This is a genomic window from Roseateles sp. (assembly GCF_019237615.1).
In the GTDB taxonomy this organism is placed as follows: domain Bacteria; phylum Pseudomonadota; class Gammaproteobacteria; order Burkholderiales; family Burkholderiaceae_C; genus Pelomonas.
The window spans coordinates 16246-28487 of sequence record NZ_JAFAGT010000048.1; the positions used below are offsets into that span (position 1 = coordinate 16246).

General features: G+C 69.8%; 7 protein-coding genes. 2 read left to right on the plus strand and 5 right to left on the minus strand.

Features of this window, described 5'->3' with window-relative positions:
• Nucleotides 1-140 precede the first annotated feature (140 nt).
• The 5 genes from dnaG to argA form a co-directional block, all read right to left on the minus strand.
• Entirely contained in the window at nucleotides 141-2063 is a 1923-nt protein-coding gene (gene dnaG / locus JOY88_RS08490) for a DNA primase (RefSeq protein WP_293501828.1), read from the minus strand.
• A 10-nt stretch (nucleotides 2064-2073) separates the two neighbouring features.
• Nucleotides 2074-5232: a putative bifunctional diguanylate cyclase/phosphodiesterase gene (locus tag JOY88_RS08495; protein ID WP_293501829.1), complete on the minus strand. Its 3159-nt coding sequence runs from the start codon at nucleotides 5230-5232 to the stop codon at nucleotides 2074-2076.
• 252 nt (nucleotides 5233-5484) lie between these two features.
• A complete protein-coding gene (locus JOY88_RS08500) occupies nucleotides 5485-5781 on the minus strand; it encodes an H-NS histone family protein (protein ID WP_293501830.1) in 297 nt (98 codons plus the stop codon).
• 320 nt (nucleotides 5782-6101) lie between these two features.
• Complete coding sequence (locus tag JOY88_RS08505) at nucleotides 6102-6380, minus strand: oxidative damage protection protein (RefSeq protein WP_293501831.1); 279 nt, start codon at nucleotides 6378-6380, stop codon at nucleotides 6102-6104.
• Nucleotides 6381-6458: 78 nt separating this feature from the next.
• Nucleotides 6459-7802 carry an amino-acid N-acetyltransferase gene (argA, locus tag JOY88_RS08510; protein WP_293501832.1) on the minus strand — a complete coding sequence of 448 codons (1344 nt, stop codon included), beginning with the start codon at nucleotides 7800-7802 and terminating at the stop codon, nucleotides 6459-6461.
• Nucleotides 7803-7887: 85 nt separating this feature from the next.
• Here argA and JOY88_RS08515 point away from each other — a divergent pair, with 85 nt between their 5' ends.
• Both JOY88_RS08515 and hrpA read left to right on the plus strand, forming a co-directional pair.
• A complete protein-coding gene (locus tag JOY88_RS08515) occupies nucleotides 7888-8280 on the plus strand; it encodes a VOC family protein (RefSeq protein ID WP_293501833.1) in 393 nt (130 codons plus the stop codon).
• A 25-nt stretch (nucleotides 8281-8305) separates the two neighbouring features.
• Nucleotides 8306-12151, plus strand: coding sequence for an ATP-dependent RNA helicase HrpA (gene hrpA, locus JOY88_RS08520; RefSeq protein ID WP_293501834.1), 3846 nt, complete (start codon nucleotides 8306-8308; stop codon nucleotides 12149-12151).
• Nucleotides 12152-12242 lie beyond the last annotated feature (91 nt).

The window sequence follows — 12242 nt, forward strand, 5'->3', positions numbered from 1 at the left end:
GCAGAGGTGGCGGATGTAGTGGCCTTCAAAACTCGTCGGTTGCCTTGTTTCGCAAGGTGGCCGGGCCCGGCATCTCTCTGCCGTCACTCTTGTTGACGCGCGCGGAAAACACAAGATTATCGGCCAAATTCATCGCGAGGTCAAAGATCGGGTGGTTTGGGCGGCGCGACCCCATGCCGCTCGCGCATGCGGGCGAGGGCTTCCAGCGCGCGGCGGCGCTCCTCGTCAGTGGCGCCGCCGCCGCCGGGCAGGGGCGTCGAGGCGCGCGAGCGCAGGTCGGCGACGGCGCGCGCCAGGTCGCCGGCGGGGTCGGATTCCTCGATGCCCAGCGCCTGGATGTGGCCGGTCAGGCGGCCCACCGCCTCGCCGAATCCGTCCGCCGCCAGCCCCGCCTGGATCGCCGCCCAGGGGCTGGGGCCGTGGTGGGTCAGCTGGCGTTCCAGCCAATGGACCAGTGCGCCATGCATGCCCGCCAGCTCGTGGAGCAGGGCGCGGTCCTCGTCCGCGAGCGTCTCCCACAGCTCGCTGTGCTGCAGCAGCAGCCGCACAGCGTTGTCCATGGGCGTCGACGGCGCGGCTCGCGGGCCGGCGGGGCGGGCCTCCTCGTCACGACCCTTGCGCTTCCAGTCACCCTTGCCCTTCCAGTCACCCTTGCCCTTCCAGTCGCCCTTGCCCTTCCAGTCGCCCTTGGGCTGCCAGCGCGGCTTCTCCGCCGGTGCGGCCGGCGCCGAGGAGGCCATGGACGGCGCCGGAGCCGGCTCGCCCAGCCATAGCGCCTGCAGCTCGGCTTCGGGCATCTGGCCCTGCCTGGCCAGCTCGCCGAGCAACTGGCGGCGCAGCAGGCCTTCGGGCAGCAGGTTCCACAGCGGCCGGGCCTGGTTGAGCATGCGGGCGCGCCCCTCGGGGGTGCCGAGGTCGCAGCCATCGGCGGCGACCAGGCTGAGCTGGCGCGACAGCGGCACGGCCGTCTCCACGCAGCGCTCGAAGGCCTCTGCGCCGAGTTCGCGGACATAGGAGTCGGGATCGTGTTCGGACGGCAGGAAGAGGAACTTGACGGTGTGGGTTTCGGTTGCGTGGGGCAGCGCCGCCTCCAGCGCACGCACGGCGGCGCGGCGGCCGGCGGCGTCGCCGTCGAAGCTGAAGACGACCATGTCCGTGTGCCGGAAGAGCTTGTGCACATGCTCGGCCGTGCAGGCCGTGCCCAGCGTCGCGACGGCGTTGCCGATGCCGTACTGGGCAAGCGCCACGACGTCCATGTAGCCCTCGACGACAAGGGCATAGCCGCGCTGGCGCATGGCCTGGCGACCCTCGTACAGGCCGTAGAGCTCACGCCCCTTGTGGAAGACCGGCGTCTCGGGCGAGTTCAGGTACTTGGGCTCGCCCTTGTCCAGCACGCGGCCGCCGAAGCCGATGACCTCGCCCTGCACATTGCGGATGGGGAACATGACGCGATCGCGGAAGCGGTCGTAGCGCTTGGCCTCCTGTCCGGGCTCCACATCGGGCGTGATGACCAGGCCCGACTCAACGAGCTGCGGGTCGTCATACGACGGGAAGCCGCTTGCCAGCGAGCGCCAGCCCTCGGGCGCGTAGCCCAGGCCGAAACGCGCGGCGATCTGGCCGGTCAGGCCGCGGCCCTTCAGGTATTCGATGGCACGATGCGACGCGCGCAGCTGGGCCTTGTAGTAGTCCCCGGCGCGGGCCAGTACCTCGGTGAGGCTGTGCTGCCGGGCCTTCTCGGCCTTGGCACGTTCGCGTTGCTCGGGACTGCGGTCGTCCTGCGGCACCACCATGCCGACTTGCTGGGCCAGGTCTTCGACCGCCTCGACGAAGCTGGCGCCGGTGTGCTCCATCAGGAAGCCGATGGCATTGCCGTGCACGCCGCAGCCGAAGCAGTGGTAGGTCTGGCGAACGGTGTTGACGTTGAAGCTGGGCGACTTCTCGCCGTGGAAGGGGCACAGGCCCTTGTGGTTGCTGCCGGCCTTCTTCAGCTCGACGTGGCGACCCACCACGTCGAGGATGTCGACGCGGGCCAGCAGGTCCTGGATGAAGCCTTGGGGAATCACCCCCGGGATTTTAGAGAGGGGTCTGGGTCGGGCTGCGTAACTGCCCGGCCCAGTCGCTGTTGGCGAAGGACTCCATCCAGCCCGGCAGCGCCATGGGGTGCATGGCGGGGGCAATGCCGTTGCCCTGGCCCAGGCGGCAGCCCAGGCGCAGCAGCTCGCGGGCATGGGCGCGGCTTTCGACGCCCTTGGCCAGCACCGCGCAGCCGATGTTGCGCGCCAGGCCGATGACGCCCTCGACGAGGGACAGGTCCTGCGCGTCGCCCAGCATGCCCTGCACATAGCTGCGGTCGAGCTTGAGGGTGTCGACGGGCAGGCGCTTCAGCGAGCCGAGCCTTGAATAGCCGGCGCCGAAGTCGTCCAGCGCGATACCCACGCCCAGGCTCATGCAACGCTGGATCAGCGCCTGCGTCGCCGCCGTCTCGACCAGCGCGTCGGCTTCCAGCACGTCCAGGTGCAGCAGCTGTGCGACCTGGGGTGGCTGGCGCTGCATGAGCTCCTGCAGGCGTTGCGGGAAGTCGTGGCGGCTCAGCTGGCGGGCGCCGACGTTGACGCTGACCGGCAACCCCTTGCCGCCGTTGACGCCGGCACGCGCCCAGGTCGCGGTCTGCGCGAGGGCCTGTTCGATGACCCAGTCGCCGATCTGCACCGCCAGGCCGGTGGTCTCCACCAGCGGCAGGAAGTGCGCCGGCGCCAGCACGCCGCGCTCCGGGTGCTGCCAGCGCAGCAAGGCCTCGACGCCCATGACCTGGCCGGTGCGCAGGTCGATCTGCGGCTGGTAGTGCAGCAGCAGCTCGTCGCCGTCCAGCGCCTTTTGCAGGCGGGCCAGCGCGAGCAGGCTGGCCTCGTCGCGCTGGTCCAGCGTCGGGTCGTGGAACTGCACGCGGCTGCGGCCGGCATGCTTGGCGCGGTAGAGGGCGTGGCCCGCGTGGCGCAGCAGCGTCTCTGGGTCGGCGTCGTCCTGGGGGTAGAGGGTCGCGCCCATGCTGGCGCCGATCTCCAGCGCCAGGCTGTTGCCGACGCGGCTCTCGCGGACGGCCACCGGCGTGGACAGGACGGCCAGCAGCCGGTCGATGCCGCGCTGGGCCTCCTCGGGCGTCTGTGCGCGCATCAGCACGGCGAACTCGTCGCCATGCAGGCGGGCGAGCTGGTCGGCCGTGTCCGGCGCCGCGCCGCGTGCGCCGCGAAGCGCGGCCTGCAGCCGGCTGCCGAGCTGCAGCAGCACGGCGTCGGCGACGAGCTGCCCTTGCTCGGCGTTGACGCGGCCGAAGTCGTCCAGGTCGATGACACCGACCACCAGCTTGAAGCCGTCGCGGTTGGCGGCGGCCAGCGCCTGCTGCAGCAGGCGCATGAACTCGTCGCGGTTGGGCAGGCCGGTGGCGACGTCGTAGCGCAGGCTGCGGCGCAGCAGGTCCTGCTGGCGCAGGCTCTCGCCCAGGTCGCTCAGGCTGAGCAGGCGCCATCGCGGGTCGACGCCGTCCGGCTCGGGCACGGGGCTGAGCTTCACGGCGAAGACGTGGCGGCCACCGTCGTCCAGCTCGGCCTGCAGCTGGCCGCTCCAGCTCAGGCCGGCATTCAGCTCGGCCTGCAGCTCGGCGGGCTCGTAGCCGCTGCGCTGCAGGTTGGCCACGCTCAGCGGCGTGGCCGGGCGGCCGATCAAGGCCTCGCGCGGTGCATGCAGGATGTCGCAGTAGGCCGGGTTGGCCTCGACGATGCGCCAATGCATGTCGATGATGGCCAGGCCTTCGCCGGCCTGCTGGAACAGCGTGGCCGCCAGGCGCTCGCGCTCCTCGGCCGTGTGGCGCCAGCTGATATCGGCCAGCGTCGCGATGAGGCCGCGCGGGCGGCCTCGGCGGTCCCGCAACGGCACATGGGCCTGCAGCTCGTGCCAGCGCCAGTCGCCGCCGTCGGCGGCCAGGCGCAGCGACAGGCCCAGCTGCTTGCGCTGCCGGTCGGCCAGCAGTTCGCGCAGGGCCCGGCGCACGGGCTCGCGGTCGCGCGGATGGGCCAGGCGTATCCAGTCCAGCGGCGCGCCGCCCGTCGCGCTGCCGTCGACCGGTGTCGTCAGTGCCACCCAGCGCGCCGAGGCATGACGGCGGCCCTCGGGCAGCCGCCATTCGGCCAGCGCCAGCCCCTGGGCATCGAGGGCGCTGCGCCAGCCGTCGCGGTCGCGCAACTGATGCCGGGTCAGGCCCGCGACGAGCAGTGGCAGCAGGGCCAGTGCCGCGCCCAGCGCATAGGCCTCTGGCGTGGCTGGCGCGCCCAGTGCCCACAGGCCCAGCAGGCCGGCGCCGAGGGCGGCATTGATGCGCGGCGCGGCCTGCAGCGCATGCAGGCACAGCAGCAGATGCGGCAGCAACAGCAGCGCGCCGGCCTGGGGCCACCAGGCCAGGGCGGCCTGTGCCACGATGGCGGCTGCCGCGAGCCCGTACCCGGGCCGGCGGCTGCCGCGGCGTGGCTGCTGCGTGCTGGCCTGCAGCACGGTGCCCGCGCTCAGCAGCGCCAGCGCCCAGGCGGCCGCCAGCTCCAGCGCGCCGGCGCCGGCGGCGCCCGCGGAGAGGCCCGCCGCATGCAGGATGCCCAGCGCCAGCAGTCCGGCCAGGCCCGGCGCGGCGAGCCCGGCGAGCAGGCCGAACAGGCCCACCTCGCGCCAGCCGGTCAGCCGGCCGGTCAGGCGCAGCCGGCGCAGCAGCGCCCGGTTCAGCACCAGGGCCAGCAGCGGCAGCGCAAGCGCGCTGAGCACGGGGGCGGAGAGCAGCAGCTCCAGCCCGGCGCCGGGTCGGGCCTCGAAGAGCAACGGCAGGCCGGCGCCCAGCAGCAGGCCGGCCGTCACCAGGGGCAGCGTCCAGGCGTTGAGCCGCCACAGCGCCAGCAGGCCCAGCGCGGCCAGCAGCATGGGGATCAACAGGTCCTGGGCCGGCATCGCGCCGGCCGGCTGGGGCAGGCGCAGCATCGGCGGCAAGATGTCCCTGGCCAGTCCCCAGGCGGTAAGCAGGCCGCCGCCCAGGCCGGCCAGCGCGGCAAGACCGACCCGACGCAGCCGGCGCCCGCTGCTGCGGTCATGGATGCGACGCGGACCGGAGGGCGGCCTGGTGGACGGCGGCGCCGGGGCGCTCAGGTCGGCTTCCTGCCCATGGGCGGAGGACTCGGGCGCGCCGGCATGCAGATCCATGGCTCAGGCCGTCATCCGGCCTGCGCCGGCCGGGCTGTGGTGGCGCCGGCGGCGGCATGGGGCGGGCATGGGGCGAATTTCGTCGAGCAGAGCCTGCGCGAGCCTCGGGGGAAACCCGTGAGGGCGGGCCGCGGACGGTATGACGAAAGGCATGGCGCAGTCTAGTCGCCGCGTCCGCCACAAAGGAAAAGGGCCATCCCGTAGATGGCCCTGCTGGTCATATGGCGCCGCAGTGGCGCCGGATGGGATGTCTCAGACCGCGAAATCGGTCAGCTTGGCGCCGCCGGCGACGGCGGCCTTGAGCCATTTGGGTTGCAGGCCGCGACCGCTCCAGGTTTCGCCGGTGGCCTGGTTGCGATATTTGGCAGCGACCTTGGAGACCTTGGCCGGTTTGGGCGTGCGCATGCTGAGGTCGGCCACCGTCAGGCCATATTCGCTCATCAGGGATTTGACCTTGGCAACGGCTTCGCCGCGTTCGCGCTCCTTGGTTTGGCTGATCTGCTCATCAAGCGCCGCGCGTTGGGCCAGGAGTTCCTTGAGATTGGACATGCTGCTATTCCTCTTGCGATTTGACCGGTGAGACTCCCGATGGCGGGCATCGAGGCCTCGGAGGTGCGGGGCGCGAGGCCCGGCAATTATCTCCGCCAGCGAATTAAATCGCGGACTGGAGATTCAGGCAAGAGTTTTCTTGGGCCGGCGGCAACGGTTTTTGATTCGATGAGGAAAACCCGGTGTCAATGGGTTTCGCCGCTAGGCGCGCCCTGGAACCGGGGCTCGATACCCCTGCGCCGGCGGCCGGCCACGCAGGCCGCCAGTAATTGCCATGACTAATGCCACGGTAGGGCGCAGGGGGCAGAAATAGGCCGGGCTCAGTTCGACGGCGGCACGTAGCCCGCCACCTGCTCCGCACCGCTGCCGAAGAAGAATTGCTCCGCCTGACGCATCAGGTATTGGCGGGCGCGCAGATCGGCGAGGTTGAGGCGGTTTTCATTGACGAGCATGGTCTGGTGCTTCATCCAGGCGGCCCAGGCCTCCTTGCTGACGTTTTCCCAAACTCGCTTGCCGAGTTCCGTGTGGACGGGGTAGGGCGGGAAGTCCAGCCCTTCGGCTTCCTTCTTCAGATAGGCGCATTGGACGACGCGGGGCATGGCGGACTCCTGAGACACGAAATGGAAAAACGGCCGGCACTTTAGCGCGCCGACCGTATGGGCAGGCCCGGCGGGGGCTTAGTTGAATCGTTTGACCAGCACCAGCGAGCGGCGGTCCCAGTTGTATTTGCGTTTGCGTTCCTCGGGCAGCCATTCGGGGTCGACCTGCTGGAAGCCGCGCTTGATGAACCAGTGCATGGTGCGCGTGGTCAGCACGAAGATGCTGTCCAGGCCCGTGGCCTTGGCGCGCTGCTCGATGCGCTTGAGCAGGCGGTCACCGTCGCCCTGGCCCTGCACCTCGTTGGACACGGTCAGGGCCGCCATCTCGGCCGTGCGCGCTTCGACATAGGGGTAGAGGGCCGCGCAGCCGAAGATGACGCCGTCATGCTCGATGACGGTGTAGAGCTCGGCGTCGCGCTCGATCTCGGTGCGGCTGCGCTTGACCAGCGTGCCGTCGCGCTCGAAGGGCTCGATGAGCTTGATGATGCCGGCCACGTCGTCGGACGTGGCCTCGCGCAGGCTCTCGAGCTTCTCGTCCACGACCATGGTGCCGATGCCGTCGTGGGTGTAGACCTCCTGCAGCAGTGCGCCATCGATCGCGAACGGGATGATGTGCGTGCGCTCGACGCCGGCGCGGCAGGCCTCGGCGCAATGGCGCAGGTAGAAGGCCACGTCGGTCGGCTCGGGCGTCGGACTGGCCTTGGCGAGCATGCGGTCGGCGTCCGCCAGGGCCAGCTCGGTGTCTATGGGGCTTTCCGGGTCGCCCGGGTTCTCGGGAACGCCCGGAACCTCGCAGACGAACAGCAGCTTGTCGGCCTGCAGCGCGATGGCGGTCGACGTGGCCACGTCTTCCATGCTGAGGTTGAAGGCTTCGCCCGTGGGCGAGAAGCCGAACGGCGACAGCAGCACGATGGCGCCGATGTCGATGGCGCGCTGGATGGCGGCGGCATCCACCTTGCGCACGAGCCCGGAATGCTGGAAGTCCACGCCGTCGACGATGCCGACCGGCCGGGCGGTCAGGAAATTGCCCGACACGACGCGCACGGTGGCGTTGGCCATGGGCGTGTTGGGCAGGCCCTGGCTGAAGGCGGCCTCGATCTCGAAGCGCAGCTGGCCGGCGGCCTCCTGGGCGCAGTCCAGCGCGACGGCGTCGGTGATGCGGCGGCCATGGCTGTAGCGCGGCGTCTGGCCCTTGGCGGCCAACTGCTCGTTGACCTGCGGCCGGAAGCCGTGGACGAGCACGACCTTGATGCCCATCGCATGCAGGATGGCCAGGTCCTGCACGAAGGCGTTCAGCTTGCCGGCCGCGACCAGCTCGCCCGGCATGCCGACGACGAAGGTCTCGCCGCGGTAGGCGTGGATGTAGGGCGCCACGGCACGGAACCAGGGCACGAAGGTGTGAGGAAAGACGAGGCCGGTCATGTCCGAATTGTGGAGCCTGCGCGGCTGCACTTGACGCTGTCATGTTCGCCGCGGAGCATCCGTTTTCCACCACACGGAGACTGCGATGAAAGACTACAGCGACGTCTACATGACCCCAGGCGCCTTCAGCTGGAACGAGCTGTCCAGCGCCGATCCCAAGGCCGCCCGAGATTTCTACGGCCAGCTGTTCGGCTGGAGTTTCGACACCATGAACCTCGGCGACGGGGACTACCACGTCATCAAGGTTGGCGGAGTCTCCGTCGGCGGCATGATGACGGCGCAGCGGCCCGGCCCGGCTGCCTGGGGCGCCTATGTCACCGTCGGGAACTGCGATGCGACGGTGGAACAGGCCAAGGGCCTGGGCGCCAGCGTGCTGGCTGGCCCCTTCGACATTCCCACCGTCGGCCGCATGGCCGTGCTGCAGGACCCGCAGGGCGCCGTCATCCAGGTCATCAGCTATTTCCCGCGGACAGCGTGACGCGCTGCGGGACAATCCCGCCTCAATGAATTCCGAACGATCCGAGAGCCGGCCAGTTCAGCCGGCTCTTTCCATTTCCTTTCCCGAAAGCCTGCCGGTCTCGTCGCGACGCGACGAGATCATGGCCGCGATGGCCGAGCACCAGGTCGTCATCGTCTGCGGCGAGACCGGCTCGGGCAAGACCACGCAACTGCCCAAGATCGCGCTGGCCATGGGACGTGGCCGGCACAACGGTGGCGGCCTCATCGGCCACACCCAGCCGCGGAGGATCGCCGCCAGCAGCGTGGCCAAGCGCATCGCCGAGGAGCTGAAGACGCCGCTGGGCGACGTGGTCGGCTACAAGGTGCGCTTCCAGGACCGCCTGTCCAAGGGCGCCTCGGTCAAGCTGATGACGGACGGCATCCTGCTGGCCGAGACGCAGAGCGATCCGCTGCTCAAGGCCTACGACACCCTGATCATCGACGAGGCCCATGAGCGCAGCCTCAACATCGACTTCCTGCTGGGCTACCTGCGCGAGCTGTTGCCGCGCCGGCCCGACCTGAAGATCGTCGTCACGTCGGCCACCATCGACGCGGACCGCTTCGCGCAGCATTTCGCCTCGGCCAAGGGACCGGCACCGGTGCTGATGGTGTCGGGTCGGCTGTTCCCGGTCGAGCAGCGCTATCGCCCGTTCGAGGAAAGCCGCGAGTACGACCTCAACAACGCCATCACCGACGCGGTGGACGAGCTGTGGCGCGAGGGCGGCGGCGACGTGCTGGTCTTCTTGCCCGGCGAGCGCGAGATCCGCGAGGCCGCCGAGGCACTGCGCAAGCACCACCCGCCGGGCGTGGACATCCTGCCGCTGTTCTCGCGGCTGTCCGAGGCCGACCAGAACAAGGTCTTCGAGCCCCACGGCGCGCGGCGCATCGTGCTGGCGACCAACGTGGCCGAGACGTCGCTGACGGTGCCCGGCATCCGCTACGTCATCGACCCGGGCCTGGCGCGCGTGAAGCGCTACAGCTACCGCAACAAGGTCGAGCAGCTGCTGATCGAGAACATCAGCCAGGCCGCCGCCAACCAGCGCGCCGGCCGCTGCGGCCGCGTGTCAAACGGCATCTGCGTGCGGCTGTACAGCGAGAAGGAATTCAACGAGCGGCCGAAGTTCACTGACCCGGAGATCCTGCGCAGCAGCCTGGCCGGTGTCATCCTGCGCATGAAGTCGCTGCACCTGGGCGACGTGGAGCGCTTTCCGTTCCTTGAAGCGCCGCGCCCCAAGGCGATTGCCGACGGCTACCAGCTGCTGGCCGAACTGGGCGCCACCGACGACGTCAATGAGCTGACGCCCCTTGGCAAGGAACTGTCGCGCCTGCCGCTGGACCCGCGCGTCGGCCGCATGATCCTGGAGGCCAAGAACCGCGAGGCACTGACCGAGGTGCTTGTCATCGCGTCCGCCCTCAGTGGCCAGGATGTGCGCGACCGCCCGCAGGAAGCGGCCCAGGAGGCCGACGAGAAGCACAAGAAGTTCGACGACGAGAAGTCGGAGTTCATGGGCTACCTGAAGCTGTGGAAATGGCTCGGCGACTCCAAGGGCGGCGAGGGCGAGCACAAGCTCTCCCACCGCAAGCACGAGGCGTTGCTGCGCGAGAACTTCGTCAGCCCGCGCCGGGTGCGCGAGTGGCGCGACGTGCATTCGCAGCTGCAGACCGTCGTCGCCGAGCACGGCTGGCGGCTCAACCAGAGCCCGGCCACCTATGAGCAGGTGCACCTGTCCATGCTGGCCGGCCTGCTGGGCAACATCGGCCAGAAGAGCGACGACGAGGACTGGTATCTCGGCGCGCGCGGCATCAAGTTCTACCGCCACCCGGGCGCCCACCTCAGCAAGAAGCCGGGCCGCTGGATCGTCGCCGCCGAGCTGGTGGACACGTCGCGGCTGTACGGCCGTGGCCTGGCCAACATCGAGCCGCAATGGCTGCCGCCCATCGCCGGCCACCTGATCAAGACCCAGCTGCTGGAACCGCATTGGGAGAAGAAGGCCGCCGAAGTGGTGGCGCTCGAGCGGGCGACGCTGTATGGGATCGTGCTCTACAGCAACAAGCGCGTGAACTTCGGTCGCGTGGACCCCAAGGCGGCGCGGGAGATCTTCATCCGCGAAGGCCTGGTGAACGACGAGCTGCCCGAGGACCTCGCGCGGCAACTGCCGTTCATCGGCCACAACCGCCGCCAGATCAGCAAGGTCGAGGCGCTGGAGCACAAGTCGCGCCGCCAGGACGTGCTGGTGGACGACGAGCTGATCTACGCCTTCTACGACGACAAGCTGCCTGCCCATGTGTTCTCCGGTGCCACGCTGCTGAAGTGGTGGCGCGAGGCCGCCAAGGGCAACGACAAGCTCTTGCAGCTCAGCCAGGACGAGCTGATGCGCCACGAGGCCGCGGGCGTCACCAGCGAGGCCTTCCCCAAGGTCATCCGCATGGGCGGCGTGGACTGCGCGGCGGCCTACCTGCACCAGCCTGGTGACGCGCGCGACGGCCTGACGGTGACCGTGCCCATCTTTGCGCTGAACCAGGTCAGCGAGGAGCGCGCCGAATGGCTGGTGCCCGGCATGCTGGCGCAGAAGGTGACGGCGCTGCTGAAAAGCCTGCATCAGAAGCCGCGTGCGCGCCTGACTCCCCTGCCGGACTTCGTCGCCGAGTTCATCGAGCTGAACCAGTTCGCCCAGGGCGGCCTGGTGGAGGTGCTGCTGAAGGCCGTCAAGGAGCGCTCCCAGCTCGCCGTGCAGCGCAACGACTTCAAGCTGGAGCAGCTGGCTCCGCATCTGTTCATGAACTTCCGCGTCGTCGACGAGCATGGCCGCCAGCTCGGCCAGGGCCGCCAGCTCGCCGCGCTGAAGGCGGAGCTGGGCGGGCAGGCTCGCTCGGCCTTCCAGGCGCTGGCAGCGCTCAAGCTGCCGACCAGGGAAGACGCGCCCAGGCCGGCGCCCGCACCTGTGGCGGGGAAGGGCATCCGTGCCGAGGTCGTCAAGAAGCCGGAGCCGGCGCGCGACGCGAGCCAGGCCTACACGGACTGGACCTTCGGCGAGCTGCCCGAGCTGCTGGAAGTGCGAAAGGGCGGCCAGACGCTGATCGGCTTCCCCGCGCTGATCGACAAGGGCGCGCATGTCGAGATCGAGGTGTTCGACGAGCCCGAGGTTGCGGCGGCCAAGCACCGCGCAGGCCTGCGCCGGCTGATCGCGCTGCAGCTCAAGGAGCCGCTGAGGTTCCTTGAGAAGAACATTCCCGACCTGCAGCGCATGTCCGTGCTCTTCATGGGCCTGGGAACGGCCGAGGAGTTGCGCGACCAGATCATCGGCGTCGCGCTGGACCGCGCCTTCCTGGCCGACCCGCTGCCGACCGACGCGATGGGCTTCAGGAAGCGCATCGACGAGGGCCGCAGCCGCCTCAACCTGATTGCGCAGGAGGTGGCCCGCGCCGTCCATGCCGTGCTGCAGGAGCTGGCCAGCGCCAGCCGCAAGCTCAAGGACTCGCGGCCGGCCAAGGACGTCGGCGACGACGTCGCGGCACAGCTGCAGCGCCTCGTCCCAAAGCGCTTTGCGCTGGACACGCCCTGGGCCCAGCTGCAGCACCTGCCGCGGTACCTGAAGGCCGTCACGGCCCGGCTGGACAAGCTGCGCGCCGATGCGGCACGCGACACCAAGCTGATGGGCGAGGTCAAGCCGCTGGAGCAGCGTTACACACGCCGGCTTGCCGAGCTCAAGGGCGTGCGCGATGCTCGGCTGGATGACTTCCGCTGGCAGCTTGAGGAGCTGCGCGTGAGCCTGTTCGCACAGGAGTTGCGCACGCCGCAGCCGGTCAGCGTGAAGCGCCTCGACAAGGTCTGGGCCCAGATCGTGAGCTGATGCACGCAAGCAGCCCATCGCCGCCCGGCAGCGGGAAATCCGTCGCATTTCGACGCCTGCCTGCAAGCTCGACCCGTCTAGGCTGGAGTCC